The sequence below is a fragment of the Clostridium pascui genome, from assembly GCF_016908015.1.
GTDB classification, from domain to species: Bacteria; Bacillota; Clostridia; order Clostridiales; family Clostridiaceae; genus Clostridium_AK; species Clostridium_AK pascui.
The window spans coordinates 663,697-688,902 of record NZ_JAFBDB010000001.1 but is presented as its reverse complement, the minus strand read 5'-3'; the positions used below and the strand labels follow the sequence as shown (position 1 = coordinate 688,902).

At 31.6% G+C, this 25,206-nt stretch carries 34 protein-coding genes; all 34 read left to right on the top strand.

Translation table 11 applies throughout. The features are described 5' to 3' along the window. The 34 genes from JOC70_RS03790 to JOC70_RS03625 all read left to right on the top strand — a co-directional run bounded on the left by JOC70_RS03790 (nucleotide 1) and on the right by JOC70_RS03625 (nucleotide 25,078). Nucleotides 1-300, top strand: a complete 300-nt coding sequence (locus JOC70_RS03790) for a hypothetical protein (protein WP_204597549.1) — start codon at nucleotides 1-3, stop codon at nucleotides 298-300. After that, a complete protein-coding gene (locus JOC70_RS03785; RefSeq protein WP_204597548.1) occupies nucleotides 300-665 on the top strand; it encodes a hypothetical protein in 366 nt (121 codons plus the stop codon). Before JOC70_RS03790 ends, JOC70_RS03785 begins: the two co-directional genes overlap by 1 nt. A 4-nt stretch (nucleotides 666-669) precedes the next feature. Further along, entirely contained in the window at nucleotides 670-1,008 is a 339-nt protein-coding gene (locus JOC70_RS03780) for a hypothetical protein (RefSeq protein ID WP_204597547.1), read from the top strand. Between the two features lie 4 nt (nucleotides 1,009-1,012). Beyond that, nucleotides 1,013-1,432, top strand: coding sequence for a hypothetical protein (locus tag JOC70_RS03775; RefSeq protein ID WP_204597546.1), 420 nt, complete (start codon nucleotides 1,013-1,015; stop codon nucleotides 1,430-1,432). A gap of 5 nt (nucleotides 1,433-1,437) precedes the next feature. Beyond that, nucleotides 1,438-2,292 (top strand): Ig-like domain-containing domain, encoded by an 855-nt coding sequence (locus JOC70_RS03770; protein WP_204597545.1) that lies wholly within the window; start codon nucleotides 1,438-1,440, stop codon nucleotides 2,290-2,292. Between the two features lie 16 nt (nucleotides 2,293-2,308). After that, a complete protein-coding gene (locus JOC70_RS03765) occupies nucleotides 2,309-2,746 on the top strand; it encodes an esterase (RefSeq protein WP_204597544.1) in 438 nt (145 codons plus the stop codon). Next, on the top strand, nucleotides 2,700-2,921 hold the full coding sequence (locus tag JOC70_RS03760) for a hypothetical protein (RefSeq protein WP_207755220.1): 222 nt from the start codon (nucleotides 2,700-2,702) through the stop codon (nucleotides 2,919-2,921). The genes JOC70_RS03765 and JOC70_RS03760 overlap by 47 nt, the downstream gene beginning before the upstream one ends. 40 nt (nucleotides 2,922-2,961) lie before the next feature. Further along, nucleotides 2,962-5,421 (top strand): phage tail tape measure protein, encoded by a 2,460-nt coding sequence (locus tag JOC70_RS03755; RefSeq protein WP_204597543.1) that lies wholly within the window; start codon nucleotides 2,962-2,964, stop codon nucleotides 5,419-5,421. 12 nt (nucleotides 5,422-5,433) lie between these two features. After that, entirely contained in the window at nucleotides 5,434-5,832 is a 399-nt protein-coding gene (locus tag JOC70_RS03750) for a hypothetical protein (protein ID WP_204597542.1), read from the top strand. After that, nucleotides 5,822-7,336, top strand: coding sequence for an XkdQ/YqbQ family protein (locus tag JOC70_RS03745; RefSeq protein WP_204597541.1), 1,515 nt, complete (start codon nucleotides 5,822-5,824; stop codon nucleotides 7,334-7,336). Before JOC70_RS03750 ends, JOC70_RS03745 begins: the two co-directional genes overlap by 11 nt. Continuing rightward, nucleotides 7,326-7,658 (top strand): hypothetical protein, encoded by a 333-nt coding sequence (locus JOC70_RS03740; protein WP_204597540.1) that lies wholly within the window; start codon nucleotides 7,326-7,328, stop codon nucleotides 7,656-7,658. Before JOC70_RS03745 ends, JOC70_RS03740 begins: the two co-directional genes overlap by 11 nt. Nucleotide 7,659: 1 nt before the next feature. Then, on the top strand, nucleotides 7,660-8,217 hold the full coding sequence (locus tag JOC70_RS03735; RefSeq protein WP_204597539.1) for a hypothetical protein: 558 nt from the start codon (nucleotides 7,660-7,662) through the stop codon (nucleotides 8,215-8,217). A 5-nt stretch (nucleotides 8,218-8,222) separates the two neighbouring features. Next, the gene (locus JOC70_RS03730) at nucleotides 8,223-9,293 is read left to right on the top strand and encodes a hypothetical protein (protein ID WP_204597538.1); all 1,071 of its coding nucleotides are present in this window, start codon (nucleotides 8,223-8,225) and stop codon (nucleotides 9,291-9,293) included. Nucleotides 9,294-9,306: 13 nt separating this feature from the next. Continuing rightward, nucleotides 9,307-10,527, top strand: coding sequence for a hypothetical protein (locus JOC70_RS03725; RefSeq protein WP_204597537.1), 1,221 nt, complete (start codon nucleotides 9,307-9,309; stop codon nucleotides 10,525-10,527). A gap of 16 nt (nucleotides 10,528-10,543) precedes the next feature. Then, complete coding sequence (locus JOC70_RS03720) at nucleotides 10,544-12,550, top strand: hypothetical protein (protein ID WP_204597536.1); 2,007 nt, start codon at nucleotides 10,544-10,546, stop codon at nucleotides 12,548-12,550. A 14-nt stretch (nucleotides 12,551-12,564) separates the two neighbouring features. After that, nucleotides 12,565-12,825 carry a hypothetical protein gene (locus tag JOC70_RS03715; RefSeq protein ID WP_204597535.1) on the top strand — a complete coding sequence of 87 codons (261 nt, stop codon included), beginning with the start codon at nucleotides 12,565-12,567 and terminating at the stop codon, nucleotides 12,823-12,825. Between the two features lie 11 nt (nucleotides 12,826-12,836). Then, nucleotides 12,837-13,835, top strand: coding sequence for a hypothetical protein (locus JOC70_RS03710; protein WP_204597534.1), 999 nt, complete (start codon nucleotides 12,837-12,839; stop codon nucleotides 13,833-13,835). Between the two features lie 11 nt (nucleotides 13,836-13,846). Further along, nucleotides 13,847-14,326: a hypothetical protein gene (locus JOC70_RS03705; protein WP_204597533.1), complete on the top strand. Its 480-nt coding sequence runs from the start codon at nucleotides 13,847-13,849 to the stop codon at nucleotides 14,324-14,326. Next, complete coding sequence (locus JOC70_RS03700; RefSeq protein ID WP_204597532.1) at nucleotides 14,326-14,544, top strand: hypothetical protein; 219 nt, start codon at nucleotides 14,326-14,328, stop codon at nucleotides 14,542-14,544. Before JOC70_RS03705 ends, JOC70_RS03700 begins: the two co-directional genes overlap by 1 nt. A 13-nt stretch (nucleotides 14,545-14,557) precedes the next feature. Next, nucleotides 14,558-15,511 (top strand): hypothetical protein, encoded by a 954-nt coding sequence (locus JOC70_RS03695; RefSeq protein WP_204597531.1) that lies wholly within the window; start codon nucleotides 14,558-14,560, stop codon nucleotides 15,509-15,511. 15 nt (nucleotides 15,512-15,526) lie between these two features. Further along, nucleotides 15,527-15,757 carry a hypothetical protein gene (locus JOC70_RS03690; RefSeq protein ID WP_204597530.1) on the top strand — a complete coding sequence of 77 codons (231 nt, stop codon included), beginning with the start codon at nucleotides 15,527-15,529 and terminating at the stop codon, nucleotides 15,755-15,757. A gap of 61 nt (nucleotides 15,758-15,818) precedes the next feature. After that, nucleotides 15,819-16,043, top strand: coding sequence for a hemolysin XhlA family protein (locus JOC70_RS03685; protein WP_204597529.1), 225 nt, complete (start codon nucleotides 15,819-15,821; stop codon nucleotides 16,041-16,043). Nucleotides 16,044-16,058: 15 nt separating this feature from the next. Then, nucleotides 16,059-16,322, top strand: a complete 264-nt coding sequence (locus tag JOC70_RS03680) for a phage holin family protein (protein WP_207755219.1) — start codon at nucleotides 16,059-16,061, stop codon at nucleotides 16,320-16,322. Nucleotides 16,323-16,325: 3 nt separating this feature from the next. Then, nucleotides 16,326-17,126 carry a glycoside hydrolase family 73 protein gene (locus JOC70_RS03675; RefSeq protein ID WP_204597528.1) on the top strand — a complete coding sequence of 267 codons (801 nt, stop codon included), beginning with the start codon at nucleotides 16,326-16,328 and terminating at the stop codon, nucleotides 17,124-17,126. A 117-nt stretch (nucleotides 17,127-17,243) separates the two neighbouring features. Further along, nucleotides 17,244-17,567: a hypothetical protein gene (locus JOC70_RS03670; RefSeq protein ID WP_204597527.1), complete on the top strand. Its 324-nt coding sequence runs from the start codon at nucleotides 17,244-17,246 to the stop codon at nucleotides 17,565-17,567. A gap of 210 nt (nucleotides 17,568-17,777) precedes the next feature. Continuing rightward, nucleotides 17,778-19,247, top strand: coding sequence for a hypothetical protein (locus tag JOC70_RS03665; RefSeq protein WP_204597526.1), 1,470 nt, complete (start codon nucleotides 17,778-17,780; stop codon nucleotides 19,245-19,247). 87 nt (nucleotides 19,248-19,334) lie between these two features. Beyond that, the gene (locus JOC70_RS03660) at nucleotides 19,335-20,186 is read left to right on the top strand and encodes a DNA adenine methylase (protein ID WP_204597525.1); all 852 of its coding nucleotides are present in this window, start codon (nucleotides 19,335-19,337) and stop codon (nucleotides 20,184-20,186) included. A gap of 253 nt (nucleotides 20,187-20,439) precedes the next feature. Continuing rightward, nucleotides 20,440-21,393, top strand: a complete 954-nt coding sequence (locus JOC70_RS03655; protein ID WP_204597524.1) for a hypothetical protein — start codon at nucleotides 20,440-20,442, stop codon at nucleotides 21,391-21,393. 227 nt (nucleotides 21,394-21,620) lie between these two features. After that, nucleotides 21,621-22,097, top strand: a complete 477-nt coding sequence (locus JOC70_RS03650; RefSeq protein WP_204597824.1) for an ATPase, T2SS/T4P/T4SS family — start codon at nucleotides 21,621-21,623, stop codon at nucleotides 22,095-22,097. A 13-nt stretch (nucleotides 22,098-22,110) separates the two neighbouring features. Beyond that, nucleotides 22,111-23,295, top strand: coding sequence for a type II secretion system F family protein (locus JOC70_RS03645; RefSeq protein WP_204597523.1), 1,185 nt, complete (start codon nucleotides 22,111-22,113; stop codon nucleotides 23,293-23,295). A gap of 31 nt (nucleotides 23,296-23,326) precedes the next feature. Then, nucleotides 23,327-23,755: a type II secretion system protein gene (locus JOC70_RS03640; RefSeq protein ID WP_204597522.1), complete on the top strand. Its 429-nt coding sequence runs from the start codon at nucleotides 23,327-23,329 to the stop codon at nucleotides 23,753-23,755. Between the two features lie 30 nt (nucleotides 23,756-23,785). Beyond that, nucleotides 23,786-24,229: a type II secretion system protein gene (locus tag JOC70_RS03635; RefSeq protein ID WP_204597521.1), complete on the top strand. Its 444-nt coding sequence runs from the start codon at nucleotides 23,786-23,788 to the stop codon at nucleotides 24,227-24,229. Next, nucleotides 24,213-24,653, top strand: a complete 441-nt coding sequence (locus JOC70_RS03630; RefSeq protein WP_204597520.1) for a type IV pilus modification PilV family protein — start codon at nucleotides 24,213-24,215, stop codon at nucleotides 24,651-24,653. Before JOC70_RS03635 ends, JOC70_RS03630 begins: the two co-directional genes overlap by 17 nt. Then, nucleotides 24,620-25,078: a type II secretion system protein gene (locus tag JOC70_RS03625; protein WP_204597519.1), complete on the top strand. Its 459-nt coding sequence runs from the start codon at nucleotides 24,620-24,622 to the stop codon at nucleotides 25,076-25,078. The genes JOC70_RS03630 and JOC70_RS03625 overlap by 34 nt, the downstream gene beginning before the upstream one ends. Nucleotides 25,079-25,206: the final 128 nt, after the last annotated feature.

Sequence of the window (25,206 nt, the reverse complement as noted above, 5' to 3'; positions counted from 1 at the left end):
ATGGCCCCAACATTATTGGAAATCCTAAAATTTAATCTACAAGAACGAGAATATCCGTATTTTGAAGATGCAGAATTACAATTATTGCTTGATTCCCACAATGGAGATCTTGCCAAGGCAAGTTATAAAGGATGTATTTTAAAAGCTGCGGCTGATGATGCCATGACGGTATCCGGAATAAAATTAGAATCAAATAGAGATTATTGGTTAACCCTTGCAGAAACCTTTAAGGGTGAAATTGTAACTACTCCAAGTACTGGTGGTTATGTAACAAGTCGAAGGAGGGTTGATGGCTGCTAATGGGTGTAATTAATAGAGAGAAGATAAGTTCTAAGATCTACAAGCAACTTGAACGAAAAGGACTACTAAAAAGCATCAAGATATTACGATGTGATGTGAACGCCTTTAATGAAAAAGTTGATAATCTTTATGTGTGTACGATTCAAGCTTATTATTATAGAAATGATATTAAAATAACAATTCAATCCTTCGAAGGTGCATCGTTAAACCGAGGTTATGAGGATAAACTATTGGTTAGTAATAGTGATGAAAGTAGAAAGATCCGAAAGGATGATTATTTTATTCTTGACGGTGTAAAATACAAGATCTTAGACTTAGGGAATGTTGAAAATATTATTTTCAATATGACCTTAGAACGGATGTGATTAAATGAACATTGATATTAAGGGAGTATTACAAGGTTTTGTAGAGTTTGAAACAAGGGCCAATGCCGCCATGAAAATTTACGGTGATTCTGCCGGAAAAAAACTTGAAAAAGAGGCTAAAGAAAATGCACCATGGGAAGATCAAACTGGATTGAGTAGAAAGACGATTAAAGGTGGTAGTCAAATGGATGGCGATAAGTGTGTGGTTTATGTTGCGGGAAATACAGAACATTTCCCTTATTTGGAATTGGCCAATGATAAAAAATATGCCACATTGCAACCATCAGTAAATAAGCTTTCTCCAGAGATCTTAAGGGGTATGGATAATTTACTAGGAAGGTGATAGTATGGGTAATTTTAATTATATTGTAAACGGCAATACCTTACAAAACTATTTAATAGACAATACCGCGCCGACTACATTATGGCAAAGGATCTATTTGGAGTTGGCAAAGTTAGACTTCGAGGTATATTCAATTGGTCAAAAAAGAGATAAATGTTTAAAAAGTTATGTAGTTATAAAGGAAAATGGCACTCATGCTATGGTTGGGAATGTTGCCGGATACAAATTGTTTGACATAATCATTTATCACCCAATGGATCAATATTCAACTATGGAGGCTTATGTTGAAAATATTAAACAGGTATTAAAAGGTATTGATGAGTTAAGGCCCACTGGGAATGAAACGCCTTGCTTAATAGATAGTGAGGTACAAGCATATACAACTAGTGCTCAATATCAACAATTTAAGAGATTAAGGAGATAAAATCTATGGAAAAAACATTAGTCAACGTGAAAAAGGTTAATTTTATTGATGAAGTTACAAGTGTAATGCATACAATTGAAACAAGTGACGAAATAGATATAGAACCCATATTATCACAAGGTAAAAGGGATATATTAAGGGTTAAAAATAAGATATATGGAATTAATGAAACAGAAGATATAGTTATAGGCTACAAATTGAAATTAAAGGATAATTTATTTAATATGCAAACTATGGCCCTTATTGATGGTGGAGTGGTAGAAGGTAATAAGTATTCTGGAACTGAGGCCGGTGTAACAATAGAAAGACATCAGTTCACAATGGAGATATTTACAGAAGAAAAAGATTATTCAAGAACAACTGGATATGCAAAATTCACTTATAAACATTGCAAAGGGAAACCGGCAAAATATAAAGTTAAAGATGGTGAATTCTTAGTTCCAGAATATGAGGCTGAATCTATACCGTTTAGAGGTGAAAAACCAGTGGAAATAGAGTTTATGAGCACTATGCCTACAGATCCGGTAACACCTTCAACTGGTGATATGAAAGTTGTAGGTGGAACGGTTACAGATAGCAATTCAGATGTATCAGTTAGCATAACATCTAATATAAAGTGGACATTCACAAATGCAATAAATCAAGATGATGTTAATTCAATAAATTTTGCAGTAACTAAGAAATCAGATGGTAGCATGGTATCTGGCGATGTAACTATAGACATAAGCAAAAAAATAGTAACATTTGTACCAACTAGCATAGGAATTGGTATAACCTATATAGCGGAGGCTAAAGCGGTAAATCTATTAGATGGTTCCGGAACAACAACACCAATAAGTGTTGAATTTACAACGATATAGTGGAGGAATTAAAATTATGGAATTAAAAGTAACAAACATGGAAGAACTAAAAAAGATGGCGGAATATGATGTTATAAAATTACCTAGATTTAAGGCTGAGATACCTTTTAATGTTAAAGTTAAGAGGGTATCTCTTTTAAATTTAGTTAGAACTGGTACAATACCTAATAAACTTTTAAGTGCAGCAGAAGAGTTGTTTTATGGTAAACAATCTAGCAAGGGTGTTGACTTAAAACAATTAACTGATGTTATGTTTATTATGGCAGAAAATGCGTTAGTGGAACCCTCTATTAAAGATTTGGAGAGTGTAGGATTAGAATTAACCGATGAGCAAATAGTATCTTTGTTTAATTATACACAAGAAGGTTTAAAAGACTTAGAATCCTTTCGTGAAGAGCAGAAGGATAATGTCAGTGATAGCGATAAGCAAACAGTACAAGAAAAGGCCGAGTGAAATTATAGGCATAATCAATGATTATGAGGCTTTTTGCTTTGATGAGGCGTGTATTTATATATTAGAACAAATTAGTAAAGAGGGTAGTAAAGAGCCAAAATTCATGGATGATGAGCAAAGAAATAAAACAAATAATAATGATGTGATTGAGTGGTTACAAGGTAATAATAAGTAATCACTCTTGTTTTATTCCCTAAAATAGGAGGTGAAAATACGTGGCAGTAAATGTAGGTAGTGCTGTTGCATACTTAACTTTAGACCGCAGCGGGTTTGCAAATGGACTAAGAAGTGCGGGTGCAGATTTAAGAAATTTTACTAGTGGTACAGATGGAGTCGGAAATAAAATTAAAAGTTTAGGGAGTTCAATATCAGCTACGGGTGCAACTTTAACCAAAGCCGTTACTTTGCCAATAGTTGGAGTTGGTGCGGCAGCAGTTAAAATGGCAAGTGACTTTGAAACTTCTATGGCAAAAGTATCTACAATAGCGGGAGCTAGTAAGCAAGAACTATCAAGTATGAGAGAAGAAATATTAAAAACATCTTCTGATATGGGTATGGCAGCTAAAGACTTCGCAGAAGCAACATATGATGCAATTTCTTCTGGGATTAGTAAAGAAAATGCCGTCGGATTTACCAAAGATGCTGCCAAACTGGCGAAAGCCGGATTTACAGATGTTACGGTGGCAACTGATGCTTTAACTTCCACTATTAATGCTTATGGTAAAAGTGCCAAAGACGCTACGGATATAAGTAATCAGCTTATAGTTGCCCAAAATTTAGGTAAAACCACAGTTGATGAAATGGGAAGAAGTTTAGGTAACGTTATTCCAATATCTAGTGCATTAGGAGTTAAAACAGAGGAACTATTTTCTAGCATAGCCGTATCAACTGCCCAAGGTATCAAGACGGCCGAATCCATCACAGGATTAAAAGCTGCAATGTCTAATATAGTAAAGCCAAGTGAAGAGGCCAAAAAAGCGGCTGAAACATTAGGAATACAATTTAACGTTAGTGCGGTTAAATCTAAAGGTTGGATAGGATTTTTACAAGAGGTTAAGGCGAAATTGGAGCAATCTGCACCGGCATATACTAAAAAACTTGATGAAGTTAATAAATTAAAAGCGGCAATATCTGGAGCAGGAGCAAGTAGCAAAAAATATAGTGAAGAGATAGAAAAAGAAAGAGATAAAATTTCTAAGCTTAGAGAAGAAAAAAAGAATCTAACAAGCAAGGACAAAAATCGTAAGAAAGCTATAGATGCTGAAATAGAATCTACACAAGAACATATCAAAACATTACAAAAGCAATCAAAAGCTGAAAAAGAAGGCACGGCAAACGTACAAGCAATGAAAAAAGAACTAAATGCCAAAGAAAAAGAGTTAAAAATGTTGGAGCAAACATCTGGAGATACTCTTAGTGCTTTTAGTATGATGTTTGGTAGTGTAGAAGGACTTAATACCGTAATGTCTTTAACTTCTAATAGTGGATCTAAATTATACAATGAAAGTATGAAACAGATGAAAGAGAATGTCAACGCAGTGGATGATGCTTTCAATAAAATGATGGATACACCAGAAGAGAAATTTAAAAAAGCTAAAGAAACATTAAAGGGGTTAGGAATAACAATAGGTGGATATTTGCTACCACAAGTTATTAAGGTTTTAGAAATTTTTACTAAATTAATTCAGAAAATACAACAGTTACCCGATCCAGTTAAAAAATCTATAGTGTCGTTTATGGGGTTTGCAGCAGTAACAGGGCCGATAATGCTATTAGGTGGAAAACTTGTAGGTACTGTAAGTGGAATAATAAAAACAGTTTCAAAGCTTTCAGAACTCACTAAAATCTTCTTAAGCGTTGGAAAGGGTGTTAAAACTGGAGTTGGACTTATTACAAATACTTTTAAATTAATACCAAAGGCCGCGGGAATATTTAAAATGTTACCGGCGTTAATTACGCCTCATACAGCAATAGTAGTTGGCGCAATATTAGCTATTGGATTTATAGTTTATGAAGTTATAAAACATTGGGATAAATTAAAAGCAGCAGCCAAAGTATTTGGGGATTTCATAAAGGGAATATTTTCTGGAATAGGCGATGCGTTAAAGTGGATTATGGGTGGATGGAAGTTACTTATAGATGCCTTTCTAGATTGGGGAAAAGAAAAATTAAAGAATATAGCTGATGGATTTATGAGTGGGATCAATAAAATAAAAGGTCTATTCAAGGGTAAAGGTAAGGAACTTGGTAAAGGTATAAAGGAAGGTTTCGAGGAAGAACTAGACATACATTCTCCAAGCCGAGTTTTTATTGGTTATGGTGGCTTTATCGGAGAAGGACTTATACAAGGATTAGATAAACAAGATGATTCCATAACAAATAAATTTACTGGCCTTGCAAATAAAATTAAAAACTTAGGGAATGTTAAGCCAAATTTCACAGGATTAAATGATATGGCACTTAGTGGAGCATATGGCGGTAGATATGGAGTTAGTAGTATTAGCAATAGTAACAAACAACTTAACTTTAATCCAACAATAAATATGCACGTTAATATATCTGATACTGGAGCAAATGGCACTGAACAACTAATACAAGAAGTAAATAGCATGGGGCAAGTAGCATTAAAAAATGGATTAGTGGATTTGTTTATGCACGATGCAGTAAGAAATTAGGGGGTGTTATAATTGGAATTTAATTTAGTTTTAAAATATGATAATGGAATAGATACAGGAGCAACAATAACCAATTATAAACCTCCCACTCCTGTTACTTTAAGAAAAGGTAATAAGAGTTTAACAGGTTATACTGTATTTCAAGATGCAGTTAAAAGTGATACTTTAATCAAATTTAGTGTAGCATTTGAAACTCATACGCCCGATCAGATTGTACAGTTCAAGAACTTTAGAAATAAGTATACTGAAAGATTTATTTTTATAGATGAATTTGGAACAGAGTATAGAGGATATTTTCAAGGTAACTTTGATTTAGATACACCCATAGAGGGTGATATATACTATATTAGTTGTGAGTTGTTATGTCCATGTGGAATTGAAGGTTGGGCGGGTGATTCAAGTGAGTTATAAACTAGAAGTAATAAAGAAAACTAATGGTGAGAAATATACTTTTAAAAGATTATTTTTAAGTGCAAATGTAGATAGAAGAATAGATATGGGAGCCACTCAAGCCACCTTTAGAATTAGTAACACGGCACCTATAAAATTAACTGATTTCGGTGGTATAGATGGAATATTGGATAACTCCAATAGAGTGAATTTTTATTGGAACGATGAGTTGCAATTCACAGGTATAATTAAAAATTATAATATAAAGGCTAGTGAAGAAGTTATTGAAGTAATTGCTAGGGATGACTATAGTAAATTGCTTAGAGCAATAGATCCGTGTACACCTTACTTAATTTATAAAGATGTAATGGCAAGTTCAATGGTGGAAGATTTATGTAAAAGGGCCGGTCTTAAGGTTGAAATAAAGATGGATGAAATACAAGATTATAAAATAGAAAAAGAAATGAAAATTAAATATGATACTCAATTTTCGGATATTATAGAAGAGGCTATAACCACAATGGAGGCTAAAGGCGTTATGACTAAAGATGGAACTTTAGTGGTTTGTAAGCCATATCCATATTATCTAGCATCAGATGTGTCAAATAATATTAGGTATGATTGGTATTATGAAGATTTTCGTAAAATAGCTGATGCTGATAGCAAAAGAAGTATAGACACAATGTATCCAAGACTTTTAGTTAGATACAATGAAAAGATTTATAACGTATATGAAGAAGTAAAAATGAGGTTATACTTAGGTGGGGAAAATAGATTCACAGAGGTTGAAACTGTACTAGCAGATACAGAAATAAAAAGAAGAAGAATAGCAAACAAGCAGTTTTTAGATATGTGGCGAAAAAACACAAACTTAGACATAATAGCCACAAAGGCTAATCCTAAGTTGAAATTAAGGGATGTAATAAGAACAAAGATTAAAGATGATTATTTAGGACATTACATGGTTGTGGGAATAAACACTAGTTTTTCTCAAGATAATGTAAGCGATCAAATTGCTTTAGAAGGTATGAGAGAAAATACAAATTTAGCAATCTTAAGTACTGGCAATTATACTATAGAAGAAAAAGTCGGTACAAGTAAAAATGAAACTTATGAAGATGTAAAAGAAAATGTATTAGAAACATTTACTATAAACAAAACTGGAAAGATAAAGTTAGGCTTTGTAGATATAGAAAAGCAACCCTATTTAGAAATTAAGGCTTTCTTTAACTCTTTGATTGAAACTAAACACTATGATTTAGTCATACAAGATCCAAATAAGAGTTATTATGGGTATAAACAACAAATATTAGGTGATTCAGAAAATCCTATAACTAAGACAGAATTAAACAGTTGTATGAGTATTAGTTATAGCGGTTGGAGTGGACAACCGGAATATTTTAAACTTAATAAACCTATGCCCGGAAGATGGTATATATATTTACAAAGCGATACTGTAGATGAATATAATGCTAATATAAGTGTTAATATACCTTGGAAGAAGGTGAAAATAGATGAAATTTAATGACTTTAGAGTGCCCGTAGAATATATAGTAGATCAATATTGGAGAAAGAAAAATTTAAAAAATAATGTATTTTTTAATTCTGCAGAAGAAATAACAAGTTTACCAGAATATCCAGTAGATATTGAAAGGAATCCCGATACTAAAAAGGTAGAGAAAATAATTTATGATAAAGACGGGATTTTGGAATGGTCGGAAGAACTTCTAAGAGATTGGAACAATAAAGTTACTAGAATAAAGGTCACTTTACCAGATGGAGAAATTAAGTATATTGATTTAATAAGGGATACTTTAGGAAAAGTACTTAGAGTGGAGATGAATTAATATGGGATTGCCTAGCTATATAATTAATTTTGATGAACTTTCAGATCTTATTAAGGATTATTTGCAAAATGGTATAGATGTTGATATTGCTAGTTTGACCTTTTCAACTGAAGAAGTGGAAAAGTTATTAAGTGAAATAAGTTCAAAGATCCAAGGTGTAGATTATACAAATCTTATTGCTGCATTAAATGCTTTGGGTGCGAAATTAGATGCTTTAAATGGTAATCTAGGAATAAGCGGAACTCAAAAGGTCTATGGTGAAATGTTGGAAGTTATTTCAACAAGTGGGGCATATGAAATTAAATTCACGGCACCGGCTAAGGGGAGGATTACGGGTATAACCTACAGTCTAAGTGCTTGGAATCATGAAGATAGTTGGGATCTATTAGTGGGCACTACTAAATTGTTCACAAAAGTTAGAACCAAAGAATATGGTGAGCATAAACATTTTAATGTATATTACCCTATAACCGCCGGTCAAGATATTCGCTTTGTATATAACAATACAAGTGGATCAAGCTGCATTGTGTGGGTTGATTTTAGTGTATTGGAGGATTAAGGGTTATGGGTTTACCTAAGTATGTGCTTAATTGGGATGAATTAACCGCCCCTTTAAAGAAAGAGTTATTAAAATTAATAGATGATGCAATAAAAGATAAGTACCCCGAAATAAATACCGATAACATTGAGGCTGATTTGGAGGCCATTTTAGAGCTTTTACCATCGGATCATTACGAGGATCTTAAAAGGAAAATTGATGCTTTTATTTATAAAAATATCGTAGGTATTCAAAAGATTGAAGGTGTGTATTTAGATATACCACCACTTGTAAAAAGCACTCAGCACGATTTTAAATATGATAAAGATGTGTATTTAACAGGGTTACACGTGGATCAAAACGGATGGAAAAAAGAGGATCGATGGCGTTTGGTGATTAATAAAGTACATTTAATGAAAAATGTAGCAACTAAAGAAGTGGGAGAGCACAAATTTTTTAATACCTTTTACAAGGTAAATGCTAATACTCCCATTTCTTTTATTTTGGATAACAATAGCGGCAATAGTAGGGAAATCATGCTCGACTTAGAGTATATCGAGGGGGATGAGATTACAATTAATCCACCATCGACCGATTTACCTCCATCGGGTTCAACAATCCTGTTCTTAGATGTTAGTGGTAGTATGTGGGGTCTATGCGACCAAATGTCAAACTTAATGGTTACATTCTTGCAGAACTTATCAGAAAGCGACACAGTATCAGTTTGTTTTGTATCGGGTATAGATGATAAGCATACTAAGGGGACATATTTTTATGAAAAACATGATTTCTCCAACAAAGATAAGGCTATGGAATTTCTAGGAATATCATCCAATATACCTAAAAAAACGGGTGGAACTTATGACATAGTTACAGTAAAGGCCGTTTTAGATTACAATCTCAATAAGTTTACAAATTACGTATTCTGCACAGACCAACTACTTGAAAGCGCTCCTCGATCAGACTTCAAAACTAAATTGATTTCATTTTTTACAGAGAAGCAAAATGTATATAGTATACCTACCGAACCTAGTTTTATATATTATTGGGATGATGTATTCAACAATACGGGATTATTTAAACCGATTAAAATTTAAAGGAGTGAAATAAATGGCAGAAAATTTTTATTATGTAGAAGGTAATTCAAGTGTTAAAAATTTAGTTAAAACATTAGTAACGGAGATCACTCAAAATGCGGGGATATATAATTGGGAGTTAGTTTATCCCGCAGCAATCACAGACATTGGAGCACTAACGGATGGGGTAACAGTTAATTTAATAACCGATGAAAGTACAACCTCATTGGTTCAAACCAAGTATAACGTAGGTGGTGCGAATGATAAATGCATATTAAAAGCCAATACAAGCACTGGAAAGTCATTCTATCTTAAGATTGATAGGTTAATGGCCGACTTATCCCAAGCCGAAAAACAAGCATTACTTGATTTCAAAGAGTTGCACAGTTATTTTAATGGTGTCGGTACCTCTCATAGAACAGATGCAGAAGTGTTGGAAGTTATGGCGGGTGTATCTCCAAAATGGAGTAAATCCGGTGATTATGATGTGTATGTTAGTGCTAAGACTAAGAGTAACGCGATAAATAACATCGTAATGCAAATAGGTACAGAGTTAAACGCAGCGGGTGATGATCTTGTAATCGACAAAGATTATGTGCATCGTTTAGCTTGGTACAGAAAAGTACAACCCAATATAAAAGATTTTTTACCTGTTCAATATTGGATAAATGTAACAAAAGACAGTATAAATTTAATCTTAAGAGGCGATCCATCCGCAGACGTTGCGCCATATTCGAACTATTTAACAAGCTATGCGTATATTGGAGCACTTAAGCCAATTGAAGATTCAGCGACAACAGATGACATTTATAATTTTGGCATTACTACAAGTTCAGACGTTGAGCCACCATATAGCCAATCTTACGGCGAAAGAACGGCAACAGGGATCACCGATATTTGTATGGTGGCGAATAAAATCGGCTTACCTTACCAACCTCATTATCCCGCATTTTACGCAACTAATCCATTTATGGACAAATGCAACGTTGAAGGATCAAGATGGAATCACAAGAAACACCAATTTTCCGATATTACATTGGTTCATCCGGTGGATATGGAACGAGGTAAAATGATTAATGTCCTTGCCGGGGATGCATCAAGTATCTATGATATGGACAAGTTAGCATATAAAAAAGATACAACAGACGAAGAATATTATAAAAAATTCAAAATTACAGCACCATACCACTTCTTGAATAATAGTGCCAATGTAAATTATTGCGTAGCGATAAGATGTTATAAGGCAACACAATAAAAGTAGGTGATTTAATATGCCCTTACATAATGTTATTCCCTTATGTGATTTTAAGTATGTGAGGGATATTTCCTCTAGTGGAACCTTTTATTATGATACTACCACCAAGATCAATAAGGATGATACCCAAAAGACAACGAGTATCGATCGAGTAACAGAGATTGAAAAGGTTGTCGTTAGAAAGTATATGTTTAGGGATCTATTCGAAATTGAAAAATGTATGGTTAAAAAATCATTATTGGCAAATACCAAAGAAATTAATATCCAGCATAGTCGAACATTTCGCAGAGAAACACCAGAAATCCAGAGAACAAGCTTGAAGACATTGACTAAACCCGATATTAAATTAAATAAGGCCACATCTATCGAATTGAAACCGCCGTTACGTGAAATAAACATGGTAGCATCAAAGGAATTTGAGAACGTAACACCTTTATTAATGGAGTGTTTACAAGGCGTTAAATTCATTAATATACATCAGTTGGCCGGTTTGAATAAATGCAGCAACATAAACGTTGAAATAGATCGAAACGGTAAGTGTGATATATACAATGCCCACGAAACCTATTTAGGTGCTGAATCACCGATTGAAGTTTCAAAGGTTAAAGTTTGGAATATATCCAAAGGTGACCCTTTTAATATATCAAAAGAAAAACACGGGCCATTATTGGATGTATTACAGAGTGGAGAAATCCGCAAATATAACGAGGGCCATTGTATTGATCGTATCGCTGAATCTGAGATCATCAAGGATCATACAATCAACAGGGTTGAAAGAGTTAATAATAAGGATATTGGCCGCGATGAATCACAAAGGTTGATTATGAATGAAAATATCGAGGATATTACAATCCATGATTCAACCAAACTAATTACTAACGAGGCCATTGTATTGATCGATCAACATGTGGGTGCGGCAGATCTTGAAAGGATCGGCGAAAAGCTTATGGATAAGGACACAAGTATGCACCTTTTCTATAGAATGGCGAACCAAGATATTGACCGTATAAAAGAATATAAGTTAATGCAACCACTTAAGATGTTCAATATTTCAAAGAGCACCAGAAGACTTTTCACAAGGCTACAAAATACTAATATATCTAAGATCAGTAATGATTATGTGGATAGGATGCATACAACGGATATATTTAAGATCCAAGAGAAGTACGCGGATCGAATATACATTAAAGATGCAGTTAAGGCTGATTCCATTGGCCTAAATGATATGATAGTTACGCAAGTATATAAAGAGTATCAAAAACCAATCCTTAACCTAAGTGTTGATGATATTTATAAAGAAAGATCAATATCCTTAAATGGAACTTTGATAAAGGAAATAGAGTTACCACGTGAAAATAAATTCATTGAGGTAACAAAACGTTGGTGGTGGTTAAATGATACATCATTAAAGGATCATTTAATCGTACCTAATAAAGATTATGGCCAAATGGCATCACTATTAAATAATTATAAGTATGAATACTTAAGATATACTAACCATCCGATTGAGTGGGGCCAAGATTGGGGTAAAGATGCAAATGTCCCACCAGCTTCAATATCAATTGAAATTATGGTGGATATAGTAAACATTATCACTATGATATGGCATAAAAATGTACAAGGTTGGTTAAGTGTAAGCGGTAAAGAGGCAGTACAATTACTTATGGAATTACTTTACGATTGGTACTCCATGAGTACATCATATCCGAACCATAGTTATTATAGGGCCTATAGGTGGATACGTTGGGAGGCAGAAAAGGTGTATTTCTTGGATACTACGAGCGGCCTTCAAGCTATTGGAATCCTAGTAAAAAATTTAAGGGAATATTTAAAATGGCATCACTTTAACCGTGTACCAATTTGGAGAAACCCAAAGGCCATGGATGAGGAAAGAAATTACAATAAATTGGCCCAAAATGCCGATTTAATGACACCTTTGGATAAAAACAAGGGTAAACGTCATTATTTCATTGAAAGCCAAAATTTTGAGAAGAAAAATAAACTCATACAAGAGTTAATTTAGGAGGTACTTATATTATGTCAGTATTAACAAGTACAATTGATTTTAAGAAACCACGTCAAAAGATGTGGGGAATAATCAAGGGAAAAACGTTAGTTAGTTTACCATATGGATATGTAACCGATGCAAGTGGAAAGTTAATTTCCGGGTATGCTACAAATTGTTATAATGATGCACTAGAACAGGCGCATGACATATTGGCCAACGGTACGGCTACAAAAGATATACAAGTTGTTGAGTTTGTACCATATGACTTCTTAATGACACCTAATGTATAGGGGTTGATCTTATGAAACTATTAAAAGTTAAAAATGGATTATTAGAGGCCGAGAATTTTTTCTTGGCCTCACCTTTTGGTGATTTCGCCGGGAGTGCTAACGTAACGAGAGATATTTCAACAGGTAAGCTGCAATTAATATCTAACGATATCAAGATAGAAAGAAAATTTGAATTTACTGATTTCGTGATCGAACTCGAAAAAGAGAATTTCGATAACGTGGATGTTGGCGATTTCTCAATGATATATCTTGGCAATGATAACATTTCTTTCGGGATCAAAGACAAAGATCCACTTAATCAAAATAAATATTGGAAGATCTTAAGGGAAGATGGTTACATACAAGCTTATTCAAGTATGGATGGAATAAATTACACTAATGTAGGTGGGATGAGTTATGCCGAGCCTTTATTAAAACAAGGTTTTAGGAAGTTAAATAATAAACCGTTTATACTTGATAGTTATAAGGTATATCGCGGCCCATATGTTACTGTGCAGAACTTTCCGGAAGATACAATATGCGAGTTATACGATTCAAGCAACAATCTATTAAAAACGAGGATATTTGATGCCACAATGGAATGTAATATCTTCTTAGATTATAACAATTTAGATGGTTATTTAGTATTTAAAGACCCGTTAGGGTCTATTTTATTTACTAGTAATAGTATTACTTTTGGATATGGTGATGTTTGGGTGTTTAGTCCTTACAATTTTGAAATTACATACCTTGGTAATGTAGTTGGTAATATGGCACCAGCATTACTCCAAGATCTTGATGAGGTAATCAATATTAAGAATATTGGTAGTGTTGCATATACGGGGATCGTAATTGGTACACAAACAAGCGGAAATGACTTGATCGAACTTAGTTTGGATGGCTTAACTTATTCTAGTACCATAACACTGGATTTTGCGATCGATGAAGAAAAACAGATCTATGTGAAAGTAACCAAAAACGCAGCAAATAACAGTTTTTACGTTAGAGATTTTCAATTAGTAATTAACTAGGAGGTAGGCCAATGAGTGAGTTTTTTAGTGTAAATACGAGTGCAACGATCATACTTGATGATAGTACCACATCAAGATCAACAACATGGAGCAGCGAACAGATCTATGAGGCCATTATAAATTATTCCGGTGCGAGTGGATCGGGAGGGGGTTTTAAATATATGGAATTAAACGATGTTATATCCTTAAAGGCGGGAGAAACAATCCAAAGGGATTATGACTTGGGTGATGAATCAATGATAGTCACAACCGTATATTTAGATATTGAAGATGGCAGCAACTTTCAATTCAAAATCACGGATAAGGTTGTGGATGGATTTTTATTGTATGATACCGGTCGAGTATCCCATTACACCGATAGTTTATTCATTCCATACAAAGATAAAGAGCCGACAACATCAAATAAGCTGCATACTGAACTAACTAACTGGAATCTAAACGCACCAGTAGTATTGAATTTAAAAATATTAGGCTTGGAGGTTAAAGTGTAATGCTAACAAAAACAGAATTTATAATGTTATTTACTAGATTAATGAGCGGTGAAACTGTATCCGATGAGGATTTCAATAAAATCATCGATATATTAAAAATGCAAAGGTTAGTGGGTTGGGATTATATGAAGGATGATACGTTAAGCCAAGTTCAAAATCTATTAAATATAATATGTGAAAACTCAGCACATTTTTATGAAACATACTTAGGACAATAAGAGGGGGTAAACCATGATAGTAAAAGGAACGTGTCAAAAACAAGATTTATTACAAGCGATACATGATGCCATATTAAGTGCCGGATCTAACTGGACAGAGATTTCAAGTAATAAAACAAATGATTTTAAATGGACAGGTACCATGAACGATGGTTATGTTTTTAAAAGTCCACCTATAGGAACAAAGGGTCAAAGTGTAATTTTAAACTTAAAGAGTATAGATTTAAGTGTTGTAACAACATCCGCGGCGGCGGGTAACGGTGGAAACCATTTTCTTATTTGGTTAGCAGATGATTATGTACCAAACGCCACAAATGGGATAAATGGAACCTTTACAAATAAGGGGGGGTTTCAAGGTTGGTGTTTTTGCCAAAGTGATAATATAAATTGCACCCCAACATCATTATTTGATTATATTGTTGATATTGAAGATCACAGAATATTGATTGTAATTCAAAGGCATTTAGCAACAACTCTGACTTATCCTCAATTTTTATACCTTGGTTATCCCGATCCAACAACTAACATCGAGGGATCAAATTACACAAACCAGTTTATAGTTGGTTCTAATATTTATAATAGCAATCCCGGTAATGGGGTGGGGAATGCATATTGGCATAAAGCATCTAATGGTTTATACAATAAAATCGCCGGAACAATTTGTAACTTAAATGGGTCTAACCCAAATCCCATGGGATTATATTTATTAACTCCTATAACAGTTACTGGAGATGGTGGAACGGGTTTAATTAACTCCGGCCCACTTGGGGTATTAAGCGGTTTATATGGTTTGCCAAATACTAACATTGTTAACGGTGACACTATTACCATTGGATCTGACACATATCAAGTGTTTGCCCTTTCGCAATATGCAATCAACGCCGGTGCAAGTATTGGTCTTTTGGGTGCGGCTATAGGGTATTACAATGGAGTTGTTCCGTCAGTTATTGCCGTTAAAACAAATTAAGTGAGGTGATCTAATATGGCCAACTATGATGGCTTAATTGCGAGTAAAGGAATGATCTTGGTAACAGTAAGGAATAATAACAAAGTTGGAACCTTAGTGACTTCACCTTTAATTATTGGCGGCGTAAGATCTACGGTTAAACAAGGCCTTGATCTTAATAATTATAATTTTGTAAGGTTCGAGAGAATACCTAAAGAAAGAGTATTAAACAGATTTAAAAATCTAGGCGGCAACGTTAGATATTAAGGGGATCTTTTAGATTCCCTTTTTATATTACAACAGATTAAAAATGAAGGGTAGTGATGGGATGGATCAGCAAGAAACAATCCAAGATATAAGAGAAAGATTAGTTAAAATTGAGGTGCTTTTGGGTAATATGTCAGATGCAATGAAATTACAATTAAGCAATTTGGAGGATAAATTAAAAGTAGCCAACCACAGAATTGACGATTTAGAAAAGAATAATACTTGGATGTGGAGAACTGTTGCCGGTAGTCTTATAGTGGCAGCCGTAGGGATATTATTAAAATAATTGGAGGGAATTTTTATGGAAATTAACCTAATGGAGTATGTAGTTGACCAATCTCTTATTTTAATACCAGTATTATATATACTTGGTAGAATGTTAAAAAACACTAACAAAATTAAAGATTGGTGCATACCTTGGATCTTACTAATTGTGGGTGTGATTGGGGCCATAGCTTTAATGGGAGTTAATATAAATGCAATCATCCAAGGTGTATTGGTTACGGGAGTAACTGTATATGCTAATCAGTTATTTAAACAGAGTATTGATAAAAGGGAGGAATGATCTATGTCTTATATAAATGATTTTATAAATAGTGTCAAAGATGGAGCTATAGCTTCAATGAAAGCACATGGAGTACTAGCAAGTATAACAATTGCACAAGCCATATTAGAAAGTAATTGGGGAAACAGCACATTAGCCAAAGAAAGTAAAAATCTATTCGGTGTAAAAGCCATAGGGGGATGGATAGGATCAAAGAAAAGTTATGCAACTTATGAATATTATAATGGTAAGAAAACCTTAATAAATGATTATTTTAGGGTGTATAACAGTTTTGCTGAAAGTATAGAGGATCATGCACTATTCTTAGTGAATAATTCTAGATATAATCAGCATGGATTTTTCTCAGCAAAGGATTATGCAGGACAAGCAAATGCTTTACAGAAAGCAGGATATGCAACTGCTCCAACTTACGCAAAGTCGCTTATCAGTTTAATAGAGCAGTATGGACTAAATAAGTATGATAATATAAAAAATAGCTTCATTAATATAGATGGTGGAGCTTATGCATGTTACAGAGGTGGAGCATCTGGGATAAATCTTATAATTAGAGATTATTCAAATGACATTATAAGAGTCTTTGCATGGGTGGACTCTGATAAAGGATCTTCATGGGCATTTGACTTAACACCTTTAAACTTTAACTATACTTTATTAAAAAAGAATACTAGTAAGGTTATAACCACAAGAAACGGTGGATATAGCTTCTCCAAAGGTTCTACCTATAAAATAGTAGTTAGAGGATATAATAAAGATGGGCAGGTTGTAGCAGAAAATCAAATAATTATAAAAGTACCATTAAAGTAAAAGAACAGGTAGCTTTTCTAGACTACATGGTTTTTTATTTGATTAAAAAATGAAGGATTTTAAAATAGATTAGAGAATATTTATATATAGCATTAATACTAGAAGGAGAGAATATCAATGGAGTTTAATTTGAGTTCAGGCACAACTATTATATTTAAGGACGATAAGATTGAAATTGACAGAAAAGGATCTACACGTGCACAGGCAGCATTACACCCAGATAGAACAGTGGACAAAATTAAAATGTATATAAAAGCCAAAAGTATTACTGGAGCCGTTCTATATTATGATATGTTAATTATATTAGGACAAGGCTTGCCAACATTTGAAGAGCTTGGTACTAGTAAAGTTAATGACATAAGGAATTTGCCGAACACAATAACTGGCAAAGATGAAGAGCTGAATCAGGTATATGAAACAATAATGTCCTTGAATGTATAGAGTATTTATTTTTTTAAAAATATTTTAAAATAACAGGAAAAGAGAAAAATTGCTAAATAAGTGATATGGTCCCGGGCTGAAGCTCGGGGATTTTTTGTTTTTTGTAGAAATTGTGGACAACTTGGAAAATTTTGTTGTAAAATATAAAAAGAAACTACTACGAATAGTTAAAATTATATTTTTATTATATAAGGAGTGACTGAAGAATAAATGAATAGTTATAAAATAGAAATAATAAAATTAGATCAACTATTAATCAACCCTGAAAATTTTAGGTATAATCCTGTAGAAAATCAATATGAAGCATTAGAGACCATGATTAAAGAGCAGGGGGAAAAAGTAACAAATCTAATAAAAGATATTATAGATAATGGATTAAATCCAACAGAACTAATTGCAGTTACTCAATTAGACAACTCATATGTTGTTCTTGAAGGAAATAGAAGGGTTACATCTTTAAAAATTATTAATAATCCTGATATAATAAAAGATATAGATAAAAAAATGTGTAATAGGGTTAATAATCTTTTGCAGAATAAATCTACTCATTTAGAGACAGAAATAATGTGTGCAGTATTTGAAAAAGAAGAGGATTCTTATAAGTGGATAGACCTTAAACATACTGGTGAAAATAAAGGAAAAGGGACAGTTCCTTGGGATACAGAGTCAAAAAGAAGATTTGATTTAAAAACTAGTGGTAAAAAACCAGTAGCATTACAACTAATCGACTTTATTAAAGAGAGCGATAAATTTAATAAAGAGCAAAAAGAAGCAATAGATGAAATCTCTATTACAAACATTGAGAGATTAATAGGAGATCCACATGTTAGAGAAACACTTGGATTTACATTAAAGAAGGGTGAGCTAAATAAAATTTATCCGGATAATGAATTGACGAAGGGGTTATCTAAGTTGGTAGCAGACTTATCAAAGAAGGATTTTTCAGTAAAAGACATTTATACAAAAGATAAAAGACTTGATTATATAAGTGAATTCAATTTAGAAAACTTACCTGATGTAAATAAAAAATTAGATAAGGAAGTTAAATTAGTTAACAATCAAGAATTAATGGATAATGCAAATAATTATTCGAATAAAAATAAGATAGAAGAATCTAAAGAAGATAGCGTTCAAATAAATATTTTGGACAAAATAGAAGACAACATAGATGAAACCAGTAATAAAGACAGTAAAAACAGTGGAGAAGTTAAACAAAGTAATAAGATTAGAGATAAAAAATTTTCATACGATAGAAAATATTTAATACCTACTAATTTTATTGTTAAAATTAGTAATAGAAGAATAAATGATATTTATAAAGAACTAAAATCATTGGAAGTTAGCAAATTTACTAATGCAGCAGCTATTCTATTTAGGGTATTTATAGAATTAAGTGTAGACGAATATATACAGAAACAGAATACAAAAGAAATAGACGAAAATGCAAAGTTAAACAAAAAACTTCAATGGGTATTAGAATCATTAAGAAAAAAGAATTTAATAACTGATAATGAAGCAAAGCCAGTTAATAAAGCAATTTCATCCCCAAATAGTATAACATCAATTAATACATTTAATAGCTATGTACATAATAAAGATATATATCCTAGCCCTAAAGAATTAATAATATCGTGGAATAATTTTCAGGTTTTTGTATCTGCTTTGTGGAAAGCACTTTAGAAACTAATAATATATTTTTCTGGCCATACAAAGAAATGTATGTTAAAATTAGATGAGAAATTTGTTTGCATTTAGGAGGATAATGCTGTGAATTATTCACCATTAAGATATCCAGGTGGGAAAAATAAGTTAGCTACTTGTGTTGAAAAATTAATCTATCAAAAAAAATTAAATAAGTCTACTTATGTAGAACCATTTTGTGGGGGAGCGGCAGTAGCATTATATCTTCTTATAAATGGACATGTTTATGATATTATTATTAACGATTATGACAGGTCTATATATGCATTTTGGTATTCTGTGATAAACCATTCGGATGAACTATGCAATAAAATAAGAAGTACAGAGATAACAATAGAGGAATGGCACAGGCAAAAAGTAATTCAATTAAATAAAAATAATGAAGATCTGTTAACGCTTGGATTTTCAACTTTGTTTTTAAATCGAACAAATAGGTCAGGGATATTAAAAGCCGGGGTAATAGGTGGACTAGAGCAAGACGGAAATTATAAGCTTGATTGTAGGTTTAACAAACAACAAATAATTGATAAAATAAATTTAATTTCATCATATAGAAATAAAATAAGATTGTATAATTTAGATACAGAAAAATTAATTGATGATGTAATAAAAAAATTAAAGAGAAAAAGCTTTATATTTTTTGACCCTCCATATTATAATAAAGGAGAAAGCTTATATACAAATTTTTACAAGCATGAAGATCACTTATCATTGTCTAATAAAATTAAGACAATAAAGTATCATTCTTGGATAGTAACATATGACAATGTTGAAGAAATTAAAAATATGTATAAAGAATTTAAAAATGAAACTTATGGAATAAACTATTCTGCTCAAAGAAAATATAAAGGTTCTGAAGTCATAGTATATAGCAAAACTTTAGCTATATACTCTTTCTTAAAAGAAATTGTATTATAAGCTCAAGCTCAGGTAACTGAGTTTGAGCTTATTTTTCAAATACTAATTAATATAATACACAATAAAAACGAACCTATTCCAATGCACTCATCTATTTCTATATAAGACTTTAGCATATAAGTATCACCTCTGTACTAATTCTTGACAAAAGTTTACAATGTATACCATTAGTTATATAATAAAGTTAAATCATAATTCTAATTTACTACATTGTAAATATTTAGATTTAAATTTGGTGGATGAGGTGGTTTATATGTACATAGCAAGAGGAATAAAAAGTTCAGGAAATTATAATACTGAGTTATATAATATTCTTATTAACTTACCCAATAATATATTATTTCATAATGAACATCAGCTAAGAGAACCTTTAGGAATTTATTCAGTTTCGATTAGCAGAGTTTTTCGTGCTTTTGAAAATATGCTAGAAGAGTTAGAGCGTTCATCTAGGAATTTTGAGAAAATTGACCTTGCTCATAAAGAATTATTAGATTCACTGATGGCATATATTGACGATGGATATTTAATTATGAAATGTTTTTATCCAAAATGTAAAGTGAATGAAGAGATTATTTTTGCTGATAAATGGTTAAAAAAAATAGACAAACCTTTGGTTGAAGAGTATAAAAGAAATATTGAACCATATAGATCGAAATTGGCTCTAATTGTTAACAAAACTAAACATAATCATGCTAGATACTGTCATGTTGAGACTACATCAATCTTTGGAAAAACATTAGGTTATTATATTGAAGGTGTAAATAAAAATGGAGTAATTGAACCTAATAAGGAAATACATCAAACATATAATGGAATGTTCACAGCTATTTCATATAATAAAGATATTAGAGATCAGATGATTAACTTATATTTTATTTCTCACTATACTGCAGAGACGATTAAAAAAATTTTATTAAAGAACTATAATATTCGTTTCCACGAAGTAACTCTTTCGAACGATGGAGACAATCGTATTATTGATATTCTTAATAGAATAAATTCACTAAAGGAGATATTTTTTCCAGATGAATATATCAATGGGTTGCCTCAGATAACTATTAAAGATCAATTAGTTGAATTTAGAAAACCAGCGTATAAAAGCTATGTAAGTAAACTATCGCAACCGACTAAATTCAAAATACAAGTAGTTATGAATGGAGATGGAGTTACTAAGTCTTGGAGTTTGCCATATTTTAAAGGTTTATAAGTTTAACATAATAATAAAATTATTATTTAACATTTAAAAGTAAATGTAAATATAAATATAAAAAAGGAGCCTAGTTGGCTCCTTTTTCATTTGACGTCAAAAATACGTCAAAAATAAGTTTCTAAAATATATAAATTTCATCTAATGTGAAAGTTAAAAAAATCGCTTAAACTCTTCATTTTAGTATATTTATATACTTTTTGGATATCATTAGATTATGAAATAGCATATTAAGACAAGATCCAGATGTAATATTAGTAGGAGAAATAAGAGATGAAGAAACGGCACAAATAGCAGTGAGGGCAGCAATAACAGGGCATTTAGTTTTTTCTACGTTACATACTAGTGACATAGCATCTTCTATTTTAAGGCTTTTAGATATGAAAGTTCCACCCTATTTAGTATCAGATGCACTTGTTGGAATTATATCTCAAAGACTTGTGAGAAAACTCTGTGTCCATTGTAAGGATATAGGTAGTAGGAATGAATGTCCATACTGTAATGGAACTGGTTACAGTGGAAGAACTGTAACCTATGAAGCTATCAAAATAGATGAAAAACATAAAAAGATAATTGCTAGGAACTTTTCTATAGATGAATTTAACAAGTATAATACTTCACTAAATCATATGCCTCTTAAGGAAAATGCATTAAGTCTTGTAAGTTTAGGAGTTACAAGTCTTAATGAAGTGAAAAAAGTATAGGAGATGTGAAAGTATGTATAGTTATAAAGCCCAAAAATTAGATGGCAAATATAAAAAAGGTATATTTAAAGGTGAATGTATTGAAAAACTTGAATATGATTTAAGAAAAAATGGATGGTACCTTTTAGGTTATAAAAAGAAAAGTGATTTATGGAATTTTAACAAAAAAATAAAAAAGAATACCTTATATATGTTATGTAGAAGCCTTGCAATATTATTAAAGTCAGGAATAAATTTAATTCAAGCTATAAATTTAATATCAGATAAGACTAAAAATAAAAAACTAAAGGAGAGCTTGATTAAAATAAATGAGGATATTTTAAAGGGCGAAAGTCTTTATTCTTCTTTAAAATTTCAACAAAATATATATCCATCACTTTTTATAGAGATGATGTTTGCTGGAGAACAAAGTGGAAAGCTTGTAGAAATATTAAATAATCTAGCAATGCATTATAAAGAAGAGATGAAACTTATACAAAAAATCAAAAAAGCATTTATATATCCCTTCATAGTTTTTATAACGTCAATATGCATTACATCATTTCTTATAACAAACATACTTCCTGAATTTTTACAAACCTTAAAAGATCTTGGTGGAGAAATTCCTACATATACAAAGATTATAATTTTTGTATTCCAAGAAACATATAACAATATCTTTTTCATTATAGCAATTTTAATTTTTGCATCTATAGGAATTAGGTCAAAATTAATTAGTAAAACAAAAGATTGTAAAGGAGTAGTGTACAAAGTACCGTATATAGGTAATTTATTTAGGAAATATGAGCTCCAAAAGATATTTTACTATCTTGGCTTTTTATTCTTATCTGGCATAGATATATTGAGTTCCTTAGAGAAGCTTCAAAGTTCATTAAGCAGTACATTTTTTAAAGAAAAGATATTAGAAGTACTAAATAAACTTAAAAGTGGAGAAGCAATTTCAGAAGCTTTTGGAGAGTTAAATTTAGTTGATAAAGAAAAGATTATCATGTTAGAAGTGGGAGAAGAAGCGGGGGATATAGAAGAAATGTTACTGAAGGTAGCAGATATGTATTTACAGGAGATTTATGAAAAAGTAGATAAGTTATCTATATATTTAGAACCTGTAATGATAATTATAGTTTCTTTTATGGTAGGAAGTATAGTTGTAGGACTTTTGATTCCAATGATGAATATTATGGATTTAATAGCTTGTTAAATTAAGTCAAATCAAGGAGGAGATAATAAAAATGAATAAGAAAAGTATCAAAAATATAATTTGCAATAGAGGTGCAAAGAAAGGCTTTACTTTAATAGAACTCTTAATAGTTATTTCAATAGCACTTATACTTATGAGCTTTATGCTTCCGAAATTTAATGGATATATGACAAAAGCTAAGAATTTAAAAGCTGAAAATGAAGCGCAACAAATATACACTGCAGCTATGGCTAGTTATGGAGAAAGAGGGGGAGAGTTTGACGAAAAAGAAATAACACAAGACATTGAGGAGCTTGTGGGTGATGTGTCAAGTTTATCTGCTGTACCAAGTAATGGTATACTCACAGTAAGTTTTACATTGGATAATAAGCAATATTCCTTTGTTATAGACCCTAAAGTGAATAATTATGAGTTAAGTCCTTCGCGTGAAATTACAGTGGAAGACAATAGTGAATCATAGAATAATATCAGTTAAGAGGCGAATTAAATATTGAAAGCATTTAAAAAGGGTTTTACTTTAATAGAAACGTTAATGGTTATGAGCATAATAGGAATTTTAATATCCTATGGAGTATTTAAACATAATTATTTTGTTAAATTACAAAATGGAGTGGATTATAAGTTTTGTAATAACTCCATAGTAAATATAATAAATAATTCAAAACAGTATTGCAGAGAAAACAATATAACTGGTTCATTAAAATTTAATAAAGACAGTGGTACTATAGTTCTAAGCTGCAGAGGTATACCCATATATAGGTATAGTATCCCTAGTAATTTTAGATTTACGTATATAAATGCGTATGACAGTATTATTTTGATAGATAACTTAGGGTTTACCACAAGTGCTTGCACAATTAAATACTTAGATAGAATGGAGGAAGAGCATGTACTCTCATTATGTGTGGGGACAGCCCATGTTCAAATTAAATAAAAAAGGTTTTTCGATCATAGAAGTATTATGCAGTATATCTATATTATCTATAGCTATAACTGTGAATACATCAATGATAGTAAAAAGTTTGAGAATAAAAAACTACAATGATAATTTACAAAGGTATTCTTATTTTACAGAAGCATTAAAAAATAATTTAGTATATAATTTAGAGTTTAAAGACTTCAAGTCTTTGGAAAATAAGAAACTATATATTGATGAAAGCGATTTTAAGGTAGACATTCTAAAAGAAAATAGGCTAAACGAAATAATAAAATCTGCACCTTTGAACACCAATGCTTATATAGAATTAATGCTAAAGGAAGAAGAAAATTATATAATTTCTATTAAACTATATTATCCACAAGAAAAGATAAATATAAGGACAGCATGGCAAGGAGAAAAAGAGGTTTTACCCTTATAGAGTTAGTAATATCATTGGCTTTAATAGGAACTATAAGTTTAATAGGAGTAAAAAGTTTGGTGTTAAACAATAAAGTTTATTATTTGGAGGTAAATAAAGATTTAGAAGAGTTTTATATAAACGAAGCTTTTATATTTATAGAATATAAAATTACTAAAAGTACAAGTGTAGAGAAAACAAGTAAGTATGGTAGGAGTATGATAAATCTTATCTCTGATAGACAAAGTTTTATTGAACTTTATGGAAGTACCCTTATCATATCTTATGATACTGAGTATCCTATAAATTATAATAATATTATGTATAGTATAAAGGGATTTGATGTTGAGGAAAAAGGTAATGTGATTTATATAAAAATAATAGACAAATATGGAGATGAATATGAAAGGTGCTTTGGCAAAAAAGGAACAGAGGTTTTATCTTGATTTATACAATGCTAATATGTACAGTTTGCATTTTGATAGGATTTTATATGTTTAAGCTGCAGTGTATGAGAGCTGTAAATATTAATCATTATATAAAGTATATAGAAGTGTATTAATAAAGGCAGGTG

Bases quoted from the DNA above. Each gene is read 5' to 3' on its own strand.
- JOC70_RS03790 (WP_204597549.1), top strand. From the start codon at position 1: ATGGCCCCAACATTATTGGAAATCCTAAAATTTAATCTACAAGAACGA.
- JOC70_RS03785 (WP_204597548.1), top strand. From the start codon at position 300: ATGGGTGTAATTAATAGAGAGAAGATAAGTTCTAAGATCTACAAGCAA.
- JOC70_RS03780 (WP_204597547.1), top strand. From the start codon at position 670: ATGAACATTGATATTAAGGGAGTATTACAAGGTTTTGTAGAGTTTGAA.
- JOC70_RS03775 (WP_204597546.1), top strand. From the start codon at position 1,013: ATGGGTAATTTTAATTATATTGTAAACGGCAATACCTTACAAAACTAT.
- JOC70_RS03770 (WP_204597545.1), top strand. From the start codon at position 1,438: ATGGAAAAAACATTAGTCAACGTGAAAAAGGTTAATTTTATTGATGAA.
- JOC70_RS03765 (WP_204597544.1), top strand. From the start codon at position 2,309: ATGGAATTAAAAGTAACAAACATGGAAGAACTAAAAAAGATGGCGGAA.
- JOC70_RS03760 (WP_207755220.1), top strand. From the start codon at position 2,700: ATGTCAGTGATAGCGATAAGCAAACAGTACAAGAAAAGGCCGAGTGAA.
- JOC70_RS03740 (WP_204597540.1), top strand. From the start codon at position 7,326: ATGAAATTTAATGACTTTAGAGTGCCCGTAGAATATATAGTAGATCAA.
- JOC70_RS03735 (WP_204597539.1), top strand. From the start codon at position 7,660: ATGGGATTGCCTAGCTATATAATTAATTTTGATGAACTTTCAGATCTT.
- JOC70_RS03730 (WP_204597538.1), top strand. From the start codon at position 8,223: ATGGGTTTACCTAAGTATGTGCTTAATTGGGATGAATTAACCGCCCCT.
- JOC70_RS03725 (WP_204597537.1), top strand. From the start codon at position 9,307: ATGGCAGAAAATTTTTATTATGTAGAAGGTAATTCAAGTGTTAAAAAT.
- JOC70_RS03720 (WP_204597536.1), top strand. From the start codon at position 10,544: ATGCCCTTACATAATGTTATTCCCTTATGTGATTTTAAGTATGTGAGG.
- JOC70_RS03715 (WP_204597535.1), top strand. From the start codon at position 12,565: ATGTCAGTATTAACAAGTACAATTGATTTTAAGAAACCACGTCAAAAG.
- JOC70_RS03710 (WP_204597534.1), top strand. From the start codon at position 12,837: ATGAAACTATTAAAAGTTAAAAATGGATTATTAGAGGCCGAGAATTTT.
- JOC70_RS03705 (WP_204597533.1), top strand. From the start codon at position 13,847: ATGAGTGAGTTTTTTAGTGTAAATACGAGTGCAACGATCATACTTGAT.
- JOC70_RS03700 (WP_204597532.1), top strand. From the start codon at position 14,326: ATGCTAACAAAAACAGAATTTATAATGTTATTTACTAGATTAATGAGC.
- JOC70_RS03695 (WP_204597531.1), top strand. From the start codon at position 14,558: ATGATAGTAAAAGGAACGTGTCAAAAACAAGATTTATTACAAGCGATA.
- JOC70_RS03690 (WP_204597530.1), top strand. From the start codon at position 15,527: ATGGCCAACTATGATGGCTTAATTGCGAGTAAAGGAATGATCTTGGTA.
- JOC70_RS03685 (WP_204597529.1), top strand. From the start codon at position 15,819: ATGGATCAGCAAGAAACAATCCAAGATATAAGAGAAAGATTAGTTAAA.
- JOC70_RS03680 (WP_207755219.1), top strand. From the start codon at position 16,059: ATGGAAATTAACCTAATGGAGTATGTAGTTGACCAATCTCTTATTTTA.
- JOC70_RS03675 (WP_204597528.1), top strand. From the start codon at position 16,326: ATGTCTTATATAAATGATTTTATAAATAGTGTCAAAGATGGAGCTATA.
- JOC70_RS03670 (WP_204597527.1), top strand. From the start codon at position 17,244: ATGGAGTTTAATTTGAGTTCAGGCACAACTATTATATTTAAGGACGAT.
- JOC70_RS03665 (WP_204597526.1), top strand. From the start codon at position 17,778: ATGAATAGTTATAAAATAGAAATAATAAAATTAGATCAACTATTAATC.
- JOC70_RS03655 (WP_204597524.1), top strand. From the start codon at position 20,440: ATGTACATAGCAAGAGGAATAAAAAGTTCAGGAAATTATAATACTGAG.
- JOC70_RS03645 (WP_204597523.1), top strand. From the start codon at position 22,111: ATGTATAGTTATAAAGCCCAAAAATTAGATGGCAAATATAAAAAAGGT.
- JOC70_RS03640 (WP_204597522.1), top strand. From the start codon at position 23,327: ATGAATAAGAAAAGTATCAAAAATATAATTTGCAATAGAGGTGCAAAG.
- JOC70_RS03630 (WP_204597520.1), top strand. From the start codon at position 24,213: ATGTTCAAATTAAATAAAAAAGGTTTTTCGATCATAGAAGTATTATGC.
- JOC70_RS03625 (WP_204597519.1), top strand. From the start codon at position 24,620: ATGGCAAGGAGAAAAAGAGGTTTTACCCTTATAGAGTTAGTAATATCA.